The following is a 20317-nucleotide window of genomic DNA, read 5'->3' as shown; positions in this document are numbered from 1 at the left end:
GAGCGGCACCCGCCTCCGCTGCGGCAGGCCCAGGTCACTGACCCGGGCCTGCCGCAGCGGAGGCGGGTGCCGTCGCGGGTCAACCGACCAGTGCGGTGGCCTCGACCTCCACCAGGACGTCCGGCTCGAAGAGGTGGTCCACGCCGATCAGGGAGGCCGGCGGCATGGGGCGCGGGAGGCCGATCTCGTCGGCGACGGCCTCCACCCCGGCCATGAAGGCGTCGATCTTCTCCGGGCGCCACCCGGTCACGTAGAAGGTCAGCCGCAGCACGTCCGCGAACGACGCGCCCGCGCCCGCCAGCCCGACCGAGGTGTTGCGCAGCGCCTGGGAGACCTGCCCGGCCAGGTCGCCCGGCGCGACCGGTGTCCCGTCGGCCAGGCGTGCGATCTGCCCGCTGACATGGACGTGCGTCGTACCGGTCCCGACGGCCACGTGGTGGTACGGAGTCGGTTGCAGCAAGCCTCGCGGTGTGAAGTGCCGAACGGCCATGGGTGTACTCCCTGCTTACTCGGTGCCCGGTTCAGGTATCCGTAAGCTACTTAGTGCAAGAAGGACACTTCAACGAGACCAGGTTTCCCCATGGACACCGTCCGCATCAGCGCTCCGCACCGCGAACTGCTCGACCAGGTGCTCGACAAGTGGTCGCTCAGCGTCCTCAGCGAACTGTGCGAACGCCCGTGCCGCTTCAACGAACTGCGCCGGGCCATTCCGCAGGTCACCCAGAAGTCGCTGACGGCGACCCTGCGGCGCCTGGAGCGCAACGGCGTGGTCGCACGCGAGGTCGTGTCCACCCGTCCGGTGGCGGTCAGCTACCGCATCACGCCCCTCGGCAAGACCCTGCGCCCGCCCGTCGACGTGCTGCTCACCTGGGCCGCGGACCACATGCCCGCCATCACCCGGGCCCGCGAGGCCTTCGACGCGCCGGGTGGGGGACCCGGCTCCGACCGCAGCGAGAGCTCCGACCGCGGCGAGAGTTCCGACCGCAGTGAGAGCGAGAGGTGACGCGCACGTGAGCACCGAGAGCGCCGAGAGCACCCGGCAGGGACGCACGGCCCTGGTGACGGGAGCCTCCTCCGGCATCGGCGCGGCGTACGCGCGGCGCCTCGCCGCGCGGGGATGGGACACCGTCCTGGTGGCGAGGCGGGCCCAGCGGCTCGACGACCTCGCGCGGCGGCTGCGGGAGGAGGGGACGGGCACCAGGGTGGAGACCCTGGTGGCGGACCTCTCGGACCCCGCGGACCTGGCGCGCGTGGCGGACCGGGCCGCCGGCGACGACATCGGCTTCCTCCTCAACAACGCGGGGATCAACGGCTACGGCCCGTTCGCCGACCTCGACCCCGCGCTCCTGCGGAAAGTGCTGGACGTCAACGTCCTCGCGGTCACCGTGCTGGCCCGGTCGGCGGTCGCCGCGATGCGGGAGCGCGGCCGCGGCACCCTGGTCAACGTGGCCTCGCAACTGGCCTTCGCCGGGTCCCTGCCACCGGGACCGCTGCCCGAACGCGCGGTGTACGGCGGCACGAAGGGGTACGTGGTCACCTTCACCCGCACCCTCGCCGCCGAGCTGGCCGGCACACCCCTGCACGTCCAGGTGCTCTGTCCCGGCCTGACCGCCACCGAGTTCCACCGCTCACGCGGCGAGGAGCCGGTCGAGGGCCGGGAACAGCAGGTGCACGAGGACGGCGGCATGCCGGTGCACCAGGTCGTCGACGCGTCGCTGGCCGCGCTGGACACCGGCGACGTGGTCTGCGTACCTGGCCTGCGGGACACCACGCCGGTCGACCGCCTGACGGAGGCCGAACGTACCCTCCGCGAGGCGGCCCGGCGGGGGACGCCGTGACCGCCTCCGTCGTCTCCCCCGGGGCCTTCGGTGAAAGGGCCGGGGCCCTCAGCCGGACGACCGGTCGCAGGTGACGTCCGTGCCCGGCAGGCGGCCGGTGGACAGGTAGCTGTTGACCGTCGCGTCGGTACAGGAGTCGCCGAAGATTCCGTACACGGCGTGCTGGTCCGCGCCGCGGAGGGTGACCAGGCGGGAGGACGGCCACATGCGGCGCAGCGACCGCGCGCTGTCGTAGGTGGTGCGCGGATCACCGGTCGCGTTGACGAGCAGGGCCGGGAGGTCGCCGCGGATCGCGGTCGGGCGTTCGCGCGGCCGGTCCCAGAAGGCGCAGGGGGTGATGTTGTTGCTGACCGGACCGAACAACGGGTCCTTCGCGCGGGAGCGTTGGACGTCGCGCCAGTACACCTCGGGGGAGCGCGGCGCGGACACGTCCCCGCACAGGATCGCCGTCTGGACGCTGCCGTACGCGGAGTCGGATCCGCTCATCAGGAAACCGAGCGTTTCGGCCAGCCACGGCGAGGGCGCGACCCTACGGCCGTCGGCGGCGCGGCGCATGTCCCGGACAGCCAGGGCGAAGTCGCCGTAGGCCGCGTCGTTGTCCTGGGAGAGGCCGTTGAGGAGGAGGACGGGAACCATCCGGTCGTCCACCCGGTGGCCGCCGATCGACAGGGGCGTACGCGCGGCCGCCGCCTGGACGCGGTCCACGGTCGCGAGCACCCGGTCCGGCGTGCGGCCCAGGCCGTAGGCGGCGTCGCGCGCGGCGGCCCACGCGGCCCAGCCCTTGAGGGCGTGCCGGTTGGCCGCTTCCGTGCCGCGCAGCAGCCGGGGGGTGTAGCGGTCGGGGGCGAGGACGCCGTCGAGTACGACGCGGTCGGTGCGGCCGGGGAACATCGTGGCGTACACCTGGCCGAGGTAGGTGCCGTAGGAGTATCCGAGGTAGGAGATCCTCCGCTCGCCGAGCGCGGCGCGGACGACGTCCAGGTCGCGCGCGGTGTTCCGGGTGGTGACGTACGGCAGGAACTCGCCCTGGGACGTCCGGCAGCGATCGGCGAGGTCCTCGGCCATGGCCACCGAGCGGTCGAAGCCCGCACGGTCGGTCCCCGCGCCGCGTATGGAGGAGCCGGTGGGCCAGTGGCAGTCCAGTGGTGTGCTGCGGCCGACGAAACGGGGGTCGACGCCCACCACGTCGTAGCGCTCCCCGGTCTGCCGCATCGCCGCGCGCACCCACGGCGGGTCGCCGATCGTCTGTCCGCCGGGGCCCCCGCCGTTGAGCAGCAGCGCGCCCACGCGGTGGGCGGTGTCGGTGGCCCGGATCCGCGAGATCGCGACGGTGAGGGTGCGGCCGTCCGGTTCGGCGTAGTCCAACGGGACGGTGACGTCGGCGCACTGGGCGCCCGCCTGCTGGAGTTCCCTGCCGGTGTCGTCGTCGGGCCCGAGCAGGCAGCTCTTCCAGTCGAGGTGCTGCCGGTGGTAGCGGGCGAGCGGGTCCGCCGTCGCGGGGGCGGTGCCGGTCGCCGCCGCGGGCGTCGCGGCGGCACCGAACGCCCCGACCAGACACAGGGCGATCCCGGCCGCGGTGCGGGCGCCGGGCCGATGGCGCGGGAAGCGCATCATGCGGAGTTCCTCTCTGAAGACCTGCCCCCGCAGAGGGACTTGTCGACGACGTCCAGGAAGTCGAGTTCGGCCGGAAGCGAGTCGGGCACCGTGTTCAGGGCGACGGCGGCGCTCCGGCCGCCGGGGCCGACGGCGACCAGGGCCCGGTGTCCGCCGGGCACGGTTCCGGCGTGCCCCCACCACGTCCCGCCGCAGGACAGCGGCGTCGAGATCAGGCCCAGCCCGTAGCGGGCGCCGGGCCACACGCGGTCGGGGTCGGCCTCCACCGTGCGCTGCATCTCGGCCAGTTGGGCCGCGGGCAGTAACCGGCCGCCGAGCAGGGCGCCGGCGAACCGGGTCAGGTCGCCCGGCGACGAGACCAGGGCGCCGCCGGCCCCGGCGAAGGTCATGTTCCAGTCGGTGCCGTCGACGCGCCGGCCGTCGCCGCCGACGAAGTAGCTGCGGGAGTGGGGGCCCTGGACACGGGGGTCGTCACCGGGCCAGTAGGTGTCGTGCAGCCCCAGGGGCTTGATGAACCGGCGGTCGATCTCCGCCTCGGGGGAACGGCCGGTGACCTCGCGGACGAGGAGGCCGAGGACGAGGTAGTTGGTGGTGGCGTAGTGCCAGGCGCCCTGCGGGGGCGGCAGTTCGAGAGCGCGCCGGACGAGCTCGCGGGGCTCGAAGCGGCGGTACCGCAACTGCTCGTAGTCCTCCCACTCGGGAGCTTCGAGGTAGTCGGGCAACCCACTGGTGTGCTGCAGAAGTTGCCGTACGGTGATCTGCCCTCCGTCGTACCCGTGCCCGTACCCGTGCGCGTGCCCCTGGATCAGTCCGGGCAGCCGGCGCTCGACGGGCTCGTCCAGCGAGAGGCGCCGCTCGGCGACGAGTTGGAGGACGAGCGCCGCGGTGAAGGTCTTGGTCACGCTGCCGGCGCGCAGCCGGTCGGCGCTGTTCATCGGGCGCCCGGTCCGCAGGTCCGCCGTCCCGGCGGCCTCGGTCCAGCGCCCGCAACGCCCGTCCGTGGCAGGGTCGTTCACCAGCACCGCGGCGCCGGGTATGCCGTCGTGTTCGGTGAGGAGGCGCACCGCCCGGCGGGTCTGCTCCTGCCCGCCGCACTCGCCCCCGACGGGTGGACCCGGCGCCCGCGCACTCGCCGCCGGGACGGTGGTCGCCAGTGCCGCCAGCACGGAGGCCGTGACCAGAGCCGGCAGTCCCACGCGTCTGCCGCTCCGTGAAGCCGCTAAGAAGGTTGACATGCCACGTCACAGTAGGCACGGACGGCCCCGCGGTCCCTCCGGCAGGCAGGCGCTCGCAGCGGAGGCAGCCCCGACCGAAAACCCGGGAGCAGCCCTCCTGGACAGCTGAAACCTCCCTTGCTAGGAGCCGCCTTCGACTGACGACGAAAGAACTCCCCGTCTGAGAGAACAATGAATATCGGCACGCGTCGCAACCCTTCGCCGACGCCTTCCCTCTTCACTGTCGGAATCGGCCTTCGGCTGGTGTCCGTCCCCTTCCGGACGCGTACGGAAGGAGATACCCCCGCACCAATAGAGCCGTACTGAGGTCGCCGCACATCATGCAAAGGGGAAAGTTCGTGCGTTCACGCAGGATCGTCACAGCCGTAATCGCCGCTGCCTTCGTCATGCTCCCGGCGGGCACTGCTCTCGCAGGCAGCGGGCCGGCACCTGCGCCTTCCGAGAATTCCGCGTCGAAGTCCACGGCGGCCACCCCCGAAGGAAATCCCCTGAGCGCGAAGGCGCAGGCCGGCGGTGTCTGCGACGACGCCCACCAGATCGGAAAGACCGGCTACATCAAGCGCGACGGCACGACCATCGCCTCCGTGAAGCAGTTCTACTCGCCCGAGTGCAAGGAGAACTACAGCTACGTCTGGCTCTGGCAGGACTTCGTCGACCAGGAAGACGACTACACCGTCAGCGCCGGTGTCTGGAGCTACACCCAGAACCACGAATTCGGGACCGAGAGCTGGGAAGCGGACAACGGCCAGGAATACTGGTCCGGCGGCACCGACACGGTCAGCGACTGCACCTCCGCGGGCGGCGCCGTGGAGCCGGCGGGGAGCGACACCACGTACTCGGGAACCACCGACACGCGCTGCTGACGCCCCACTCACCTTCCCGCCCGAACGCCCCGTACGGGGCCGGGCGGCGGCAACCAACCCCCGGGTCGACGACCCGGGGGTTGGTGCGCGACTACGCCGCCCTCACCGCGGTGTGTCCCCCTGTCCGGCGCGCTCGGCGGTCCAGGTGATGTCCGGAGGCCGGACCCGCGCGCAAAGGGGCCCGCCCTGTGCGTCGGTCAGGCCGAGCCGTCCGGCCAGCAGTCCGCCGCGCGCGGCGGCGAGTACGTCGGCGGGGACGGCGTCGAGCATCAGTTTGGCGCGGCGGAACATCGTGAAGGCGCCCGCGTCGTCGACCGTGCCCCACGACAGGTAGACGAACCGATGACCCAGACGGTCCTGCACGTAGGGCCCCTGGACCTCGATGCCGTCCGGCGAGACGCTCGTGGTGCACTCCAGCGTCCAGCTCGCGGACCGCGCGTCACCGGGCTGCGGCGCGAGGAGTTCACCCGGCCGGTCGCGGCGCTGCACGGCGACATGGACGTTGCGGTACTCGGAAACCCTGCCACCGACGAGGACCGGGCAGACGAGACCGGGCAGACCGACGGCGTCAATGCGGATACGCATACGGCCCATCATCCCGCCGGCCCGGCCGCCGCGGAGCGGGGACCCCGTGACCCTGCTCCGCGACGAGCCTCGTGGTCATCTGTTCGGTCTTGTCACTCAATACGGTAATGAGGCGTGCTCGTCGCACTCATGTCGGCATGCTGTCCCACGGGGCGCCGGTTCGCCGTCCACGGAAGTTCCGACTGCTCGGGGAGTTGCAGCATGACCCAACCGTCGCGACAGGAAGGCGGCCTGGACGAGCAGGCCGTACTGTTGGTGGCCGGTCTCGCGGACCTGGCATTCAGCACGATCGGTTCCGCGACCAGCGCGTTGAAGGGTTTGGTACGGCGCTCGGACGCAGCCGACCTGGCCCGGGACGCCGAGCAGGACCTGATGGCCCGCGGCCGGCTCACTCTCGACCGGTACTCGGCCCAGCCGGCCCATCTCGAGGTACTCGCGCAGCACGTGGTGACGCGCTCGGCCGCCTCGGCCGACACGGACGGCGATGATTGACTCCTGGGACCGGGCCGCTTTCAAGGCCCGCGTCGACGACACCCTGTCCGCCTTCCTGACGGCGGAGACCGACGAACTGCTCTCGATCGACCCCGATCTGAAACCGGTCGCCGAACAGGTGCGGCTCGCCGCCGCGCACGGCAAGAGGCTGCGAGCGGCGTTCTGCTACTGGGGATGGCGGGCGGCCGGACAGCCCGACAGCGAGGCTCTCCTGCGGGCGGCGGCCTCCATGGAACTGGTCCACGCCGCCGCCACCGTCCACGACGACCTCATCGACGACAGCCCTCGACGGCACAGCCGCCCCACCGCGCACATCGCCCTTCTGGAGCCCGTCCGAGGCCGCCCCGGGGCCGCGGCCGCAGCGCGTTCGCTGGCCATGCTGGTGGGTGACCTGCTGATGGCCCTCGCCGGGCAGTTGTTCACCTCCAGTGGCCTGCCGGCCGCCTATCTGGCCCGGGCCCGGCCGCTGTGGTCGGCTCTCGCCCGTGAACTGATCGCCGGCGAGTGCCTGGAGATCCTGCGCACCGCCGGCCCGCCGGACACACAGGACTCCTTGAAGGTCATCCGGTACAAGACCGCCAAGTACACCGTCGAGCAGCCTCTGCTCCTCGGCGGCCTGCTCGCAGGTGCGTCACGGCAGTTGCGGGAGGGGTACTCCGCCTACGGCCTGCCCCTGGGCGAGGCGTTCCAGCTGCGCGACGACTTGCTCGGCCTCTTCGGCGATCCCGACCGCACCGGCAAGGCCGCCCTCGACGACGTGCGCGGCCACCGGCCCACCGCACTGCTGGCGGAGACGTGGAAGGCCGCCGACGGCACCCAGCGAGAGCACCTGCGCGCGCTCCTCGGACGCGACGACCTCGACGACCGCCACCTCGCGACCGTGCGCTCGCTGATGACCGAACTGAAGGCTCCCCAGCGCATCGAGCACATGATCACGGCGCGCACCGAGGCAGCCGCCCGGGCCCTGCACGGGATGGACCTGCCGCGCCAGGCCCGGTGCGCCCTGGCCGACCTCGCCCGCTCCGCGACAGACCGCCTGCACTGACCACGCACGGACCACCCGGAGACACCATGACCTACAGCGAAGCATCCATGGACTCGCTGCGGCAGGCGGGCGACGAACTCGCCGACGCCGTCGTGGCCACTCTGTTCGAACGCGGGGAGGTGGGCACGTTCAACTCCCTGATGCGCTACGTGTCCACCGCCGGTACGCCCCTGCCCGACGGCCTGCCGGAAGTAGCCCGCGAGTACTTGCAGGCCACCAGTGTGCCGCCGGCGTGGGTGGACTGGGGGGAGATGGAGAAGGCACGGCTGTTCTTCATCGACAACAACGTGCACATCTCCACCGCGCTCTCCTTCGCCGCGATGCCGGCCTGCTACGTCGTCCCGCACGTGGCGAAACTGCTGTCCGCCACGCACGGGCTGAACTACCCGTCCAAACGGATGGCGGAGACCGGTCAGTTCACCGTCTACCTGATGCAGCCCGACGCCTTCGAGGCGGGCGGCCGGTTCATCCCCGCCGCCCAGAAGGTCCGTCTGCTGCACGCCTCCATCCGCCACCACCTCAAGCGGGAGAACCGCTGGGACAGCGAGGCACACGGCACGCCGATCTGCCAGGAGGACATGATCGGCGGGCAGCTGTTCTTCTCCCTGCTCGTCCTGGACAGTCTCCACCGGCTCGGCATCCACATGTCCACCGAAGGGGCCGAGGCGTACTACTACGCATGGCGGGTGGTCGGTGCCATCCTCGGCGTCGACCAGGACGCCGTACCCAGGACGCTGGAGGAGGCGCGGCAGTTCCAGGACCTCTACATGCTCCGCCACATGGGGCCGTCCGACGAGGGCGCGCACCTGACCCGGCAGCTGATCGACCTCTACGAGGAAGTCGTCCCCGGCACCTTCTTCGACCCGATCGTCTCCGCACTCGTCCGCTACCTGATCGGCGACACCTGCGCCGACTGGCTCCGGGTGCCCCGCACGGCCTGGGACAGCGTGGTCAAGGCCGCCCCCACCCTGCTCGGCGTCCTGGAGACCATCGAGGACCGCTCCCCGCTCGGTGCCTGGGCCCTGGACCGCCTCGGACACCTCACCACCATCTTCGAGCTGTCCTCACTCACCCGCGGACGCGTCATGCACTACGCCATCCCGGAACAACTGAAGAAGGACTACGGCGTCACCGGCGCCGTACCCCGCACCCACAGGTGGACGCCTCCCGCCCCGACCGTCACGCCCTGACCGGACCGGTGCCGGCAGGGCGGCACCGGGCGGGGCCTCAACGGAGGGTGTGGCGGATCCTCAAGCGTCCGTACCCCATGGCCCCGTGCAAGCGAATCACCGGCCCGCCGGGCCGGGAACGCCGCGGGACCCTGTAGCGCAGGTCCTTCCAACCAGTGTTCAGGTCCTCGACGTCGACCACCGCGTCACGAGGCACCGTGATCCTGGCCCCGCCGGTCCCCAGTTGCAGCTCGATGTCGACGACCGGGTGTTCGATGATCGCCCGGGACAGGTCGAGGCGCACCCGTCCGTATGCCGACTCGACCTTGAGGACCCGAGGCACCCGCCACGCGCCGCGCCGCTTGATCCGTCCGCCGGCGGCGCCGATCGTGGCCGTGCGTGCCGGGGGCTCCTGCGGGAGAGAGACCAGAGCGGACGCGAGTGCGCCGCGCGTCGTGGCGCTGAGCACCTGGTGAAGGCGCTCGTCCAACACCTCGTGGGCGATGAGCCCTTCGGCGTACGCCTCGCGCAGGCGCCGCACGGCTGCATCACGATCGTCTTCACCGATCGGCGACGGCGCTTCTTCCGGTAAGGAGGCCACGTTTTCACCGTACTGCCGAGTCGGCGCGGTGGAACCCCGGTCGCACCGGCGGCAGCCGGCGCGGGGCCGGACAGGAACATCCTGCCCGCCCCCGCCCCGCCCCGGCTGCCGTACGGCCCGCGTCCCGCGGCCCGCGTCCCGCGTCCCGCGTCCCGCTCAGGGCGTCACACGTCGAACTCGTACAGGTACGCGTCGACGATCGCTCCCTTGCGCCAGCCGGAGTGGAAGTTCACCTTGGTGCCCTTGGGGCAGGCCTGCGGGCTGTAGTAGGTCGTCCCGCTCGGGAAGGTCGCCTTGACGCGGGCGCACTGGCCGTCGTTGTCGGTGTCCTTGACCCATCCGACGATCCCCACGTTCTTGGTCCCGTTGCTCTCTGTGAGGCACGTCACCTCCCAGAACGCCTCGGCGCCGGACGTCTTGGGGTTCAGGGTGGCCCCGCAGCCGGCAGCCGCGGCAGGGCCGGCGGTCAGCAGGGTCGCACCGACGCCCAGAACGAGGGAGGCCGCCGCGCCGGCGGTAAGCGTGCGGATCTTCCGTGAAGCCTTCACTCCGAGTTCCTTACTTTCGTGGTCTCTTCCCAGGGCCCCGGGGGCCAGGCGATGCACACGCCGGAGTCCTCGATCAGCCTTCTCCGGGCAGCAGCGGGGCCGCCCGTCGCGCGCTCAGACGTCGAACTCGTACAGATACGCGTTGATGATCTGGGACTTGGTGCTGCTCCAGGGCGACGCGAAGCCGACCTTCGTTCCCTCGGGGCACGCCCGCGGGCTGTACCACTTGTCCCCGTCGGCGTACTCCACGCGCACCCGGGCGCACTGGCCGTCGTTGTCGGTGTCCTTGACCCATCCGACGACGTGGATGTGGCCGGCGTCGCACGCCACGTCCCACGCGGCCGAAGCTCCCGCCGTTTTGACGCTGAGCGACGCGCCACAGGCGGCTGCCGCCGCGGGGGACGCTCCGAAGACCACGGACCCCCCGGCCAGAACCGAGGCGGCCACACCGGCGGTCAGCCAGCCTCGCGGACCCACACGCTTCTTCAATGACCTGTTCCTTTGCTCAGTTGTGCATCGAACGGGATACCTGTGCCGCCGGCGCCGATCCCGGCCACGGCGGTGAAGGCCCCATGAGCGTGCGGGGTCGGCGCGACCGCTGACCACAGCCCACGCAGAAGTGGCCCCGTCCCGAGACATCCCGCGCGTTGACCTGCGCAGACGTCGCCCTGCGCGTCCCCGCAACGGGACCGCGACGGGACGGAAGGGCTGCGTCCGCGACAGGGCGGAGCCGCGCCGGACCGGAGTTCCGCGCTGTACACCCGTGATGGCTGATGCAGAATGAGACCGAGGTACGGGGGCGGGCCCGGGGGGTCCCGAACGCGAGTGGGAGAAGCGTGTCGCACTGGAGGGAACTGCCCGCAGAACTGCATCCAGACGTCCGCCACCTGATCGTGCGGCTGCGGAGGCTCAAGGATCGCAGCGAGTTGAGCAAGCGCGGACTGGCCGCGAAGACCGGGTACAGCGCCAAGTCTTGGCAGCGGTATCTGAACGGCAGGTCTCTGCCGCCCCGCGAGGCCGTCGAGTCGATGGCCCGCGTCGGCGGGGACAATCCGCACCGCTTGCTGGTGCTGCACGAGATCGCCGCCCAACGCTGGTCGGAAGGACGGGCGGTCACCACCCCCGCCGCCGCCCCCGCCCCGGATGATGGCCCTGCGCCACCGGAACACGCCCCCACCGAACAGCAGCGGCAGGGGCGTCACCTGCGCGTCGCGGTCACGGCGGCGGCCGTGGTGACGGCGCTGTCCGTCACCGCGGCGCTGCTGCTGGCCGTGCGGCTCACCGAGGCCCGTGCCCAGCTCGCGGACGAACGCGCCGGTGTCGCCGCGACGGCCGTGGCCACCGTGTCGGAGTCCATGGTGCCGGTCATCTACACCTGCGAGCTGGAGCAGCGCGACGGACGCTGGTACGCGGGCCTGAGCCGGACCACCGACATCCTCCTGTCCAACACCCAGATGGGGCTCGAAGTGGCCGAGGCCCAGTGCCTGCTGCAACGGGCGGGCTCCGAACCGGGCGACATCGACGGCGTCTTCGGTCCGAAGACCCGGCGAGCGGTCGAGCGCATGCAGAAGCGCGGCGGGCTGATCGTGAACGGGGTCATCGACCCGCCCACCTGGCAGGCCCTGCGGGAGGGGGCGCCCCAGTGACCACGGAACACACCCGGCTGGTCGCGGCCCTGCGAGAGCTGAAGGCCGGATCAGGACTGAGCCTGGCGGCGCTCGCGGAGCGAACGCCGTACAGCAAGTCCTCGTGGGAGCGTTACCTCAACGGCAAGAGCCTGCCCCCTCGCCAGGCCGTACGGGACCTGTGCCGACTCGCGAACGAACCGGACGGGCGACTGCTGGCCCTGTGGGAGATCGCCGAGTCGCACTGGAGCGGACGCGCGACGCCCCCAGCGCCCGCCGCCCCCACCCCTTCCACGGACGAGCCGCCCCAGTCACCGCCCCAGCAGGCGCCGCCGCCCACCGGGGCCGGCCGGCGACGTGCCAGGGGCAGGCTGCTGCTGGCGCTGGCATCGGCGTACACCGTGATCGTCGGCGGCGCCGCGGCCCTGCTGTTCCTCCTGCTGCCGGACTCGGAGGCGCGGGAGGACGAACCGCCGACGGCCTCCGTCCCGTTCTCCCTCGCTCCCCAATGCCAGGGAGCCGCCTGCGAGGGCCGGGACCCGATGCGCCTGATCTGCGGCATCGGCCCCGACACCCTCGCCTCGCACCGCACGGCCACCGGCGCCCACGTCGAGCTGCGCCACAGCACGAAGTGCGGTGCGAGCTGGGTCCGGACCTGGGGGACCGAGATCGGCGACCGGGTGGACGTCACGGCAGGCGGCCCGACCCACGACGTGCGCATCAGGAACGAGGAGGACGCGGCGGCCTTCGTCTACACCGAGATGACGGAAGTCGGTCCCGGCAGCACCGTCCGGGCCTGCTTCCGGCCCGCGGCGCCCGACGGCGAACGCGAGTGCTTCGAGGCCCGCGTCGACGGGACCGCCACCACGACCGAGCCACCCTCGTCCTCCGCGGCGTCAAGCCCTCGCGCGTAACGCCCGACGCCGGGAAAGAACCGGCTGTCTGCGGGGGCGCACTGCTGGGCGTGGGGCCGGATGCAGCGGCCTGCGGCCGGTCGCGGTCACCCGGCCGCCGGCCCGGCGGTGAAGAACTCGATCATTCGCTCCAGTCCCCGGTCGCCGAACATCGTCTCCAGGCTGGCGGCGGACTCGGCCGCGGACGCCTCGCTGCGTGGGAAGAGGGCCTGTTCGTACGAGGCGAGCGCGGCCTCGGTGTCGCCGGGGTGAGCGGCGATCGTCTCGGCGAGTTCGGCACCGTCGAGCATGGCCAGGTTCGCGCCCTCGCCGGCGAAGGGGGACATGAGGTGGGCGGCGTCACCGAGGAGCGTCACCCCCGCGGTCCGCTCCCAGCGGTGTCCGACGGGCAGCGCGTGGATGCGGCGCGGGGTGACCGTGTCCGCGCCGGCGACCAGGCCGCGCAGGTCCTCGTGCCAGCCTTCGAAACGAGCGAGTACGGCGGCCTTGGCGGCGGTGAGGTCGGTGAAGTCGACGGTGTCCAGCCAGTCTTCGTCGGCCTTCAGCGCGGCGTAGACGTGGAGGCTGCCGTCGGTCTCGCGGTGCGCGAGGAAACCGCGCCCCTCGCTCAGGCTGATGAAGAAACCGCCTCCGACGAGGGCGGCGCCGCGTGGGTGCCGGGCGTCGGCGTCGTGCAGGTCGGTCTCGGCGAAGGAGATGCCGGTGTAGGCGGGCGTGGCGGCGGAGAGCAGGGGCCGTACCCGGGACCAGGCCCCGTCGGCGCCGATCAGGAGGTCGGTGGTGACGGCGGAGCCGTCGGCGAACGTCACCTCGTGGCGGCCGTCGCCCAGCGCCCGGACGGCCGTGGCCTTCCTGCCCCAGCGGATCGTGCCGTCGGGCAGCGAGTTCAGGAGCAGGTGGCGCAGGTCGCCGCGGTCCACCTCCGGGCGGGCGCCGGTTCCGTCGTCCTGCTCGCGGACGTGGACGGTGGCGTCCGGGCCGACCAGGCGCATCTCCTGGCCGCCCCCGTGGACGATCTTGAGAAAGTCCTCGTGGAGGCCGGCGGCGTGCAGCGCCTTCTGGCCGTTCTCCTCGTGGATGTCGAGCATGCCGCCCTGGGTGCGGGCCGCGGCGGACGCCTCCAGTTCGAAGACGGCGGCCCGGACGCCGTTGACGTGCAGGACGCGGGCGGCGGTGAGGCCGCCGAGGCCTCCGCCGATGATCGCGACGGGGTGATGGGTACTCATGGGTCCTCCTGCTGACTGACCGAGTACGCGGGAAACCTGCGGCTCGGGAAGACCGGACACGGTCCACGGTAACGAACACGTTCGTCACGTACAAGTTCGCCAGTGGGCATGTCCCGACACGACCGCCCACCCATTCGCGGACGGACGGTCGCCGGGGCAGGCTTCAGCCGTTCGTGCCGGGGACGGGGGTACGCGTGATGCCGTTGACCAGAACGTCGAAACTCCAGCCCATACGGTCCTCGGGCGAGCCGCTGACCAGGGCGGGCATGTGCGCCCTGATGGCCGGATGGGCCTCGTCCACGGAGTGGAGGGCCCGGGTGGTGGCGTTCCAGTCGTCCTCGGTCATGGGGTCGTGTTCCTGCGCCGACTGCTCGGCGGCCGTGGCCGTGGCGTCCTGGAGCAGCTTGTCCACGCCCCACGCGACCTGGTCACGGGAGGCGCCGCTGCGGGACAGCAGGTCCAGGACGCGCTCCACCAGGCGCAGGTAGTTGACGCCGCTGGGGCGTGCCACCAAGGCGGACCGGGCGAGCTGCGGATGCGCGAACAGCACGGACGTGTAGGAGGCCAGTACGGCGCGGAGCTGCCCGCGCCAGTCGCCCCCCGCGCCTCCGCCGGTCAGGTCGACCTCGCCCAGCAGGGCGTCGAGCACGGCCGCGTGCAGTTCCGCGGTGTTGGCCACGTAGACGTACAGCGAGGCCGGGCCGGTGTCCAGCTCCTTGGCCAGGCGGCGCATGGTGACCTTCTCCAGCCCCTCGGCGCGCATGACCCGCACGGCGGTGTCCACGATCCAGCGCCGGGACAGCGCAGGCTTCGCGGGCCGCTCCCGGCGGCTGATCGGCTCTCTCCTCACAGTCATGCACCGATCGTAACGAACACGTTCGCCTCTCGCTGCGTACCCGAGGTGAGGCACGCGTGAGGAGCCCGTGGGGCGTCCGGTACAGCCATACGCGGGGCGGGGCCGGCATGTGGCCCGGCTAATGTTGGTGACGTATTCTTCTATGTACATCACCAACATTGCCTGGGAGGCGAGGTTATGTCCGTGACCCAGATCGACATCGATGACGACGCCCTGGAGCGCGCCATGGCTCTGGCCCATGTCCGGACCAAGAAGGAGGCGGTCAATCTCGCTCTGCATTTCTACGCCGAGCAGCAGGAACGTGCGGCGCGCATCAGCCGTCACTTCGAGCGTGCCCGCGAGTGGGGTGCCGTCGAGGACGCCGAGCGCCTGCACAGGGTGGAGAAGCGCAGCCGGTGATGTACCTGCTCGATACGTCCGGCCTGGTCAGGCTGCTCCGCGATGCGAACCTGCAATCGGCCTGGCACGACGCGATCGATGCCGGAGCCATCGCATCCTGCTACGTGCAACGCACCGAGTTCCTGTACAGCGCCCGGAATCGCAGCGAGTACGACGAGATCGCGGAAATGTTCTCCGACCTCTATCCCGATGCGGCGGTGCCGAAGAATGCAGGGCGTTGGATCAGCGCGGTGCAACACCGTATGGCTCAGGCCGGGGAGCACCGCAGTGCCTCGGCAGTAGACCTTGTCATCGCAGCCACTGCCGCCCACCACGGCCTGACTGTCCTCCACGACGATGCCGACTACGGCACTGTCGCCCGGCACGCATCCGACCTGAACGAGCACAACGTCAACGACGTCGTCTGACACACCTTCGTCGCCCGACGAGTGGCGCATTCCGGGTGGCGAGGGGCTGTCGTAGGGGGCTGGTGCATCCGCTGCCTGAGACTTCTGTTTAGCCGCGTGATCGTTGCCTTCAGACAGGAAGCCCGAATTGACAGACCGTTCCATGCGTACGTGGAAACGGTGCCTTGCGCACTGCCCGCGGCGGTACGCGAGCGCAAACGACAAAAAGGCCCAGGTCTCTGACCTGGGCCTCACTCATGGAGCGGGTGACGAGAATCGAACTCGCGCTCTCAGCTTGGGAAGCGACGGCGCTTCACGGGTGAGATCACCTCTCACCTGCGGCTACGTATTCTGGAGCGCGTTTTCGGCTACCTGTTCCGCGCCGCTGTTTACCGTTGTTGTCCGGTCGTATGGGCACGCTGTGGGCACGAGGCTGGTCGGCGCTGCTTCGCGGAGGGCCGCTGGGCACTTGGCGATGAGGAATGCCTGGCGGGGGAGCACCGCTGCCACGGTGACTTGCGTGTGCACACTCCTAACCGAGGATGCCAAGATCACAAAAAGCGTCTCTTTGGGCACAGACTTCGATCTTCGCCGCAGGCAGCCTGGGGTTCTGGGCGAGGAGGCGGCCGATGTGGTGGATCGGGATGGGGCTCGGAGGCGTCGCGGGTGTTGTGGTCCTGCGCGTTCTGCTCCGGCAGGTCCGGGGGCTGTTGCTGGACTTCGGCGACGTGACGCGAGCCTGGACCGAGGTTTTGTCGAGTATCGGTGGTGGGGAAGGCCGACGGGTTGGTTGCTGCGCTGCGCGCTATCGGTGCCCCGGGGCCGTGGATGCTCCGAGGTGTGTACGCCGGCTCAAGTAGGCGATCTGTCGTGAGGCCATGGTCGATCCGAGTGCGGGCTGCGGGCGTTGCTCATGACTGCGGCTCTGGCGCGATCTCCTTGATCAGGCCCTCGACCAGCACCTTGATCTCGTCGCGGATCGGGCGGACGGCCTCGACGCCCTGGCCGGCCGGGTCCTCCAACTGCCAGTCCAAGTAGCGCTTGCCCGGGAAGACCGGGCACGTGTCGCCACAGCCCATGGTGATGCAGACGTCGGACTCCTTGACCGCGTCCACGGTCAGCATCTTTGGCACCTCGGCGGAGATGTCGACACCGACCTCGCGCATCGCCTCGACGGCGGCCGGGTTGACGTTCTCGCCCGGGTTGGATCCGGCGGAACGGACCTCGACGCGATCCCCGGCCAGGTGGGTCAGCCACGCGGCTGCCATCTGCGAGCGGCCGGCGTTGTGGACGCAGACGAACAGCACGGAAGGCTTGTCGGGCATCAGGAGGTCTCTCTTGTCTCGAGACGGCATCAGGCGCGCATGGCATCAGCGCCCGATGGTGTCAGTCACCACTGATGTGAGAGTATCAGTGCATGATGACGTCAGTCGACACTGACCTGATCCGGGTCCTGGCGGACCCGCTCAGGCTGCGGATCGTGACCCTGCTCGCCAAAGAGACGCTGTGCACCACCCACCTCGTGGAGGAGACCGGTGCCCGGCAGACCAACCTCTCCAACCACCTGAGAGTGCTGCGCGAGGCCGGCGTCGTCGAAACCGAGCCGTGCGGCCGCTACACGTACTACAGGCTCCGCCCGGACGTCATCGCCTCGCTCGCCGGCCAGTTCGCCGACCTGGCCGACTCCGCACGCAACGCCGTCGAGAACAAGAGGGCCTGTCCGTGACCCGCACCGAAGCCCCCGCGACGACCACCGAGGAGCCCTCCGTCGTCGCGAAGCTGTCGACGCTCGACCGCTTCCTCGCCGTCTGGATCCTCATCGCCATGGCCATCGGCCTCGGCCTGGGCCGAGCCATCCCGGGTCTGGACGACGCCCTTGCCAGGGTCGAGATCGGCGGCATCTCCCTGCCGATCGCCGTCGGCCTGCTGGTCATGATGTATCCGGTCCTGGCCAAGGTCCGCTACGACAGGCTCGACGCCGTCACCGGCGATCGCAGGCTCATGGCCTCGTCGCTGGTGATCAACTGGATCGTCGGCCCGGCGGTGATGTTCGCGCTCGCCTGGATCTTCTTGCCGGACCTGCCCGAGTACCGCACCGGCCTGATCATCGTCGGCCTGGCCCGCTGCATCGCCATGGTCATCATCTGGAACGACCTCGCCTGCGGCGACCGCGAGGCCGCCGCCGTACTCGTCGCCCTCAACTCCGTTTTCCAGGTCCTGGCGTTCGGTCTGCTCGGCTGGTTCTACCTCGACCTGCTGCCCGGCTGGCTGGGTCTGGGCGACGGCGAACGCCTGGACATCTCCATGTGGAAGATCGCCCTGAACGTCGTCATCTTCCTCGGTGTTCCACTGCTCGCGGGCTTCCTCACCCGCCGCATCGGCGAGAAGAGGCTCGGCCGCGAGAAGTACGAGTCCCGCTTCCTGCCGAGGATCGGTCCGTGGGCGCTCTACGGCCTGCTGTTCACGATCGTCATCCTGTTCGCCCTGCAGGGCAGGACCATCACCTCGCAGCCGCTGGACGTGGTCCGCATCGCGCTGCCGCTGCTGGTGTACTTCGCGGTCATGTTCTTCGGCACCTTCCTGCTGGGCAAGGCGATCGGCCTCGCCTACGACCGGACGGCCACCCTCGCCTTCACCGCCGCCGGCAACAACTTCGAGCTGGCCATCGCCGTCGCCATCGCCACTTTCGGTGTCACCTCCGGCCAGGCCCTGTCCGGCGTGGTGGGTCCGCTCATCGAGGTGCCCGTCCTGATCGGCCTCGTCTATGTTTCGCTGGCCTGGCGCAAGAAGTTCACCCCGTCCGCTCCGACCACCGAGGGCAGAGGCTACTGATGCATTGCCTCACGGCCCGCACCGTCCGGTCCATCACGTGCGCGGCGGCGCAGGCGGCATGACACAGCACTCCGACGTGGTGGTGATCGGCGGCGGTCAGGCAGGGCTCGCCGCCGGCTACCACCTGCGCCGCCTGGGCCTCGACTTCGTCGTCCTCGACGCCCAGGCCACCCCGGGCGGGGCCTGGCAGCACACCTGGGACTCGCTCCACCTGTTCTCCCCGGCAGCCTTCTCCTCGCTCCCCGGCCGCCTCATGCCGCCGCAGTCGGGCCAGGAGTACCCGGACGCCGGGCACCTGGTCGCCTACCTGAGCGACTACGAGAAGCGATACGACCTCCCGGTGCAGCGACCCGTCCGGGTGATCGGCGTGCACGCCGACAGCCGGCTGCTGCGAGTGGAGACCGACTCCGGCCCGTGGTACACACGCGCGGTGATCAGCGCGACCGGCACTTGGTGGCGTCCCTTCCTCCCCGCCGTCCCCGGCCGCGGCGACTTCCAGGGCAGGCAACTGCACACCGTCTCGTACCGCGGACCGCGGGACTTCGCGGGCCAACGCGTGATCGTCGTCGGGGGCGGCAACTCCGGCGCGCAGATCGCCGCCGACCTCGCCCACGACACCGAACTGACCTGGGTGACCCGGCGTCCGCCCCGGTACCTCGCCGACGACATCGACGGCCGCGCCCTGTTCGACGCGGCCACCGCCCGACGTCGCGCCCTCGACGAGGGCCGCACCGACACCGGAGGCGTCGCCTCGCTGGGGGACGTCGTCGCCGTACCGCCCGTGCGCGAGGCCCGGGACGCCGGGCGGCTCAAAGCGTCACCCATGTTCGCCCGCCTCGACCGCGACGGCGTCGCCTGGGTCGACGGCACGCGAGCGCCCGCCGACGTGGTGATCTGGTGCACCGGCTTCCGGCCTGCCCTCTCCCACCTGTCACCCCTGGGCCCGCGCGGCCCGCGCGGCCACATCCCCACCCAAGGCACGCGTGCAGTGGCGGACCCCCGGCTGCACCTCCTCGGATACGGAGACTGGACGGGCCCCGCCTCCGCCACGCTCATCGGCGTCGGACGGCCGGCCCGCGACGCAGCGCGGGAGATCGCCGGGCTTCTCGAAGGTGCAAGGTGATCCGCGTGCGCTACCGAACGGCCAGCAGTTGTCCCATCGCCGCCAGTACCGACGGCTCGACCCGGTAGTAGACCCAGGTGCCGCGCCGCTCGGACGTGAGCAGGCCGGCCTCCTTGAGCTTCTTCAGGTGGTGGGAGACGGTCGGCTGCGAGACACCGACGTCGGAGATGTCGCACACGCATGCCTCGCCGCCCTCGTGCGAGGCGACGGCCGAGAACAGCCGCAGCCGCACGGGGTCGCCGAGCGCCTTGAACATACGGGCGGTGCGCTCGGCCTCCTCGGCGGTGAAGGGACGCTCGCTCAACGGCGGGCAGCACGGCACCGCGGCGACGGGGGCCTCGGATCGTTCCAGCAGCGGCAGTGCCTTGGCATTCGACATACGTCTATGTTGACACATGTCGAACTAGCCCAGCCAGAGTCAGCGGGCGTCGAGATGGGCGACAAGGCGCCGTACGACGCGGGCGGCGTCCCTGCCGACCCCGCGCAGGGAGTTCGAGGAGAGGCTGCGCTGCCATTCCAGGCCGACGTACGCCAGTCCGGGATGGGTGGTCGACAGGCCCTCCCGGTGGCGCGGTTGGCCGTCGCAGTCGAGGGCGCCGAGCGGGCGCAGATAGCCGAGGTCGGGTCGGTAGCCGGTGGCCAGGACGATCGTGTCGATCTCCTCGGTGGCGCCGTCGGTCCATGTCGCCTTCGTGCCGTGGCTCTGTTCACGAGTTGTGACAGCGATTGTTCACCGCTTCGGCAGGCACTCGCACCGGGCCGTGTTCGATTCCCGCGAGTAGTGACAGCACCGGGTCCGCTGGCGCCCGACTGACGGTTCCGCCTACTCCATCGTGGAAGCATGTGCCGATGTGCAACTCCCTAACCGTGCTGGGAACGTGTGGTGCTTGGCCGGAGGCAGGACGGGCAGCGAGCGGCTTCCTGCTGGAGGCATACGGCTTCCGCCTGGTCTTGGACCTCGGATAC

The 20317-nt window shown here is 70.9% G+C and carries 24 protein-coding genes; 13 read left to right on the top strand and 11 right to left on the bottom strand.

The genetic code is table 11. The features are described 5' to 3' along the window. Positions 1 to 79: 79 nt before the first annotated feature. Positions 80 to 490 carry a RidA family protein gene (locus IG94_RS0133245; RefSeq protein ID WP_031046057.1) on the bottom strand — a complete coding sequence of 137 codons (411 nt, stop codon included), beginning with the start codon at positions 488 to 490 and terminating at the stop codon, positions 80 to 82. 90 nt (positions 491 to 580) lie between these two features. On the opposite strand from IG94_RS0133245, the gene IG94_RS0133240 reads away from it, so the two are divergent. Both IG94_RS0133240 and IG94_RS0133235 read left to right on the top strand, forming a co-directional pair. Further along, positions 581 to 1003, top strand: a complete 423-nt coding sequence (locus tag IG94_RS0133240) for a winged helix-turn-helix transcriptional regulator (RefSeq protein WP_078892526.1) — start codon at positions 581 to 583, stop codon at positions 1001 to 1003. A 7-nt stretch (positions 1004 to 1010) separates the two neighbouring features. Beyond that, on the top strand, positions 1011 to 1838 hold the full coding sequence (locus IG94_RS0133235) for an SDR family NAD(P)-dependent oxidoreductase (protein WP_043485320.1): 828 nt from the start codon (positions 1011 to 1013) through the stop codon (positions 1836 to 1838). A 48-nt stretch (positions 1839 to 1886) separates the two neighbouring features. Here the strand turns inward: IG94_RS0133235 and IG94_RS0133230 are convergent, their stop codons facing one another. Then, entirely contained in the window at positions 1887 to 3452 is a 1566-nt protein-coding gene (locus IG94_RS0133230) for an alpha/beta hydrolase (protein ID WP_031046049.1), read from the bottom strand. Further along, the gene (locus IG94_RS0133225; protein WP_031046046.1) at positions 3449 to 4687 is read right to left on the bottom strand and encodes a serine hydrolase domain-containing protein; all 1239 of its coding nucleotides are present in this window, start codon (positions 4685 to 4687) and stop codon (positions 3449 to 3451) included. Before IG94_RS0133225 ends, IG94_RS0133230 begins: the two co-directional genes overlap by 4 nt. A gap of 338 nt (positions 4688 to 5025) precedes the next feature. Between IG94_RS0133225 and IG94_RS0133220 the strand changes: the two genes are divergently transcribed. Further along, positions 5026 to 5550: a hypothetical protein gene (locus IG94_RS0133220; protein ID WP_107060768.1), complete on the top strand. Its 525-nt coding sequence runs from the start codon at positions 5026 to 5028 to the stop codon at positions 5548 to 5550. 102 nt (positions 5551 to 5652) lie between these two features. Here IG94_RS0133220 and IG94_RS0133215 read toward each other — a convergent pair whose 3' ends face one another. Next, complete coding sequence (locus IG94_RS0133215; RefSeq protein WP_224326350.1) at positions 5653 to 6135, bottom strand: DUF5990 family protein; 483 nt, start codon at positions 6133 to 6135, stop codon at positions 5653 to 5655. A gap of 201 nt (positions 6136 to 6336) precedes the next feature. Between IG94_RS0133215 and IG94_RS0133210 the strand changes: the two genes are divergently transcribed. Genes IG94_RS0133210 through IG94_RS0133200 form a run of 3 tightly spaced genes read left to right on the top strand, consistent with a single transcriptional unit; the run spans position 6337 to position 8862 of the window. Next, positions 6337 to 6627, top strand: a complete 291-nt coding sequence (locus IG94_RS0133210; RefSeq protein WP_031046040.1) for a hypothetical protein — start codon at positions 6337 to 6339, stop codon at positions 6625 to 6627. Next, the gene (locus IG94_RS0133205; protein WP_031046037.1) at positions 6620 to 7672 is read left to right on the top strand and encodes a polyprenyl synthetase family protein; all 1053 of its coding nucleotides are present in this window, start codon (positions 6620 to 6622) and stop codon (positions 7670 to 7672) included. The genes IG94_RS0133210 and IG94_RS0133205 overlap by 8 nt, the downstream gene beginning before the upstream one ends. Before the next feature lie 26 nt (positions 7673 to 7698). Further along, positions 7699 to 8862, top strand: a complete 1164-nt coding sequence (locus tag IG94_RS0133200; RefSeq protein ID WP_031046034.1) for an oxygenase MpaB family protein — start codon at positions 7699 to 7701, stop codon at positions 8860 to 8862. Between the two features lie 37 nt (positions 8863 to 8899). Here IG94_RS0133200 and IG94_RS0133195 read toward each other — a convergent pair whose 3' ends face one another. The 3 genes from IG94_RS0133195 to IG94_RS39825 all read right to left on the bottom strand — a co-directional run bounded on the left by IG94_RS0133195 (position 8900) and on the right by IG94_RS39825 (position 10479). Then, positions 8900 to 9442, bottom strand: coding sequence for a DUF1707 SHOCT-like domain-containing protein (locus IG94_RS0133195; RefSeq protein WP_031046032.1), 543 nt, complete (start codon positions 9440 to 9442; stop codon positions 8900 to 8902). A gap of 164 nt (positions 9443 to 9606) precedes the next feature. Beyond that, positions 9607 to 9990 carry a hypothetical protein gene (locus IG94_RS0133190; RefSeq protein WP_052410983.1) on the bottom strand — a complete coding sequence of 128 codons (384 nt, stop codon included), beginning with the start codon at positions 9988 to 9990 and terminating at the stop codon, positions 9607 to 9609. A 114-nt stretch (positions 9991 to 10104) separates the two neighbouring features. Then, positions 10105 to 10479 (bottom strand): hypothetical protein, encoded by a 375-nt coding sequence (locus IG94_RS39825; RefSeq protein WP_157852374.1) that lies wholly within the window; start codon positions 10477 to 10479, stop codon positions 10105 to 10107. Between the two features lie 347 nt (positions 10480 to 10826). On the opposite strand from IG94_RS39825, the gene IG94_RS0133180 reads away from it, so the two are divergent. Both IG94_RS0133180 and IG94_RS0133175 read left to right on the top strand, forming a co-directional pair. After that, entirely contained in the window at positions 10827 to 11636 is an 810-nt protein-coding gene (locus tag IG94_RS0133180) for a peptidoglycan-binding protein (protein WP_043485313.1), read from the top strand. Continuing rightward, on the top strand, positions 11633 to 12529 hold the full coding sequence (locus tag IG94_RS0133175) for a helix-turn-helix domain-containing protein (protein ID WP_031046022.1): 897 nt from the start codon (positions 11633 to 11635) through the stop codon (positions 12527 to 12529). The genes IG94_RS0133180 and IG94_RS0133175 overlap by 4 nt, the downstream gene beginning before the upstream one ends. Positions 12530 to 12615: 86 nt before the next feature. Here the strand turns inward: IG94_RS0133175 and IG94_RS0133170 are convergent, their stop codons facing one another. Together IG94_RS0133170 and IG94_RS0133165 are read right to left on the bottom strand one after the other, a co-directional pair. Beyond that, the gene (locus IG94_RS0133170; RefSeq protein WP_031046019.1) at positions 12616 to 13755 is read right to left on the bottom strand and encodes an FAD-dependent oxidoreductase; all 1140 of its coding nucleotides are present in this window, start codon (positions 13753 to 13755) and stop codon (positions 12616 to 12618) included. Positions 13756 to 13918: 163 nt separating this feature from the next. Then, entirely contained in the window at positions 13919 to 14611 is a 693-nt protein-coding gene (locus IG94_RS0133165) for a TetR/AcrR family transcriptional regulator (RefSeq protein ID WP_031046017.1), read from the bottom strand. Positions 14612 to 14788: 177 nt separating this feature from the next. Between IG94_RS0133165 and IG94_RS0133160 the strand changes: the two genes are divergently transcribed. After that, positions 14789 to 15010: a type II toxin-antitoxin system VapB family antitoxin gene (locus IG94_RS0133160; RefSeq protein WP_031046014.1), complete on the top strand. Its 222-nt coding sequence runs from the start codon at positions 14789 to 14791 to the stop codon at positions 15008 to 15010. Then, on the top strand, positions 15007 to 15417 hold the full coding sequence (locus tag IG94_RS0133155) for a PIN domain-containing protein (RefSeq protein ID WP_031046011.1): 411 nt from the start codon (positions 15007 to 15009) through the stop codon (positions 15415 to 15417). The genes IG94_RS0133160 and IG94_RS0133155 overlap by 4 nt, the downstream gene beginning before the upstream one ends. 890 nt (positions 15418 to 16307) lie before the next feature. Here IG94_RS0133155 and IG94_RS0133150 read toward each other — a convergent pair. Beyond that, complete coding sequence (locus IG94_RS0133150) at positions 16308 to 16721, bottom strand: arsenate reductase ArsC (RefSeq protein WP_031046009.1); 414 nt, start codon at positions 16719 to 16721, stop codon at positions 16308 to 16310. Between the two features lie 92 nt (positions 16722 to 16813). Here IG94_RS0133150 and IG94_RS0133145 point away from each other — a divergent pair, with 92 nt between their 5' ends. The 3 genes from IG94_RS0133145 to IG94_RS0133135 are packed head-to-tail and all read left to right on the top strand — an operon-like array spanning position 16814 to position 19351. Continuing rightward, positions 16814 to 17122 carry an ArsR/SmtB family transcription factor gene (locus IG94_RS0133145; RefSeq protein ID WP_019324863.1) on the top strand — a complete coding sequence of 103 codons (309 nt, stop codon included), beginning with the start codon at positions 16814 to 16816 and terminating at the stop codon, positions 17120 to 17122. Further along, the gene (gene arsB, locus IG94_RS0133140) at positions 17119 to 18228 is read left to right on the top strand and encodes an ACR3 family arsenite efflux transporter (protein WP_031046004.1); all 1110 of its coding nucleotides are present in this window, start codon (positions 17119 to 17121) and stop codon (positions 18226 to 18228) included. Before IG94_RS0133145 ends, arsB begins: the two co-directional genes overlap by 4 nt. Before the next feature lie 58 nt (positions 18229 to 18286). Beyond that, positions 18287 to 19351: an ArsO family NAD(P)H-dependent flavin-containing monooxygenase gene (locus tag IG94_RS0133135; RefSeq protein WP_031046000.1), complete on the top strand. Its 1065-nt coding sequence runs from the start codon at positions 18287 to 18289 to the stop codon at positions 19349 to 19351. 10 nt (positions 19352 to 19361) lie between these two features. Here IG94_RS0133135 and IG94_RS0133130 read toward each other — a convergent pair whose 3' ends face one another. After that, on the bottom strand, positions 19362 to 19730 hold the full coding sequence (locus IG94_RS0133130; protein WP_031045997.1) for an ArsR/SmtB family transcription factor: 369 nt from the start codon (positions 19728 to 19730) through the stop codon (positions 19362 to 19364). Between the last annotated feature and the right edge of the window lie 587 nt (positions 19731 to 20317).

The organism is Streptomyces olivaceus, assembly GCF_000721235.1.
GTDB lineage: Bacteria > Actinomycetota > Actinomycetes > Streptomycetales > Streptomycetaceae > Streptomyces > Streptomyces olivaceus.
Note: the sequence above shows the minus strand (reverse complement) of the source record. Positions and strands in the feature narration are given on the sequence as shown.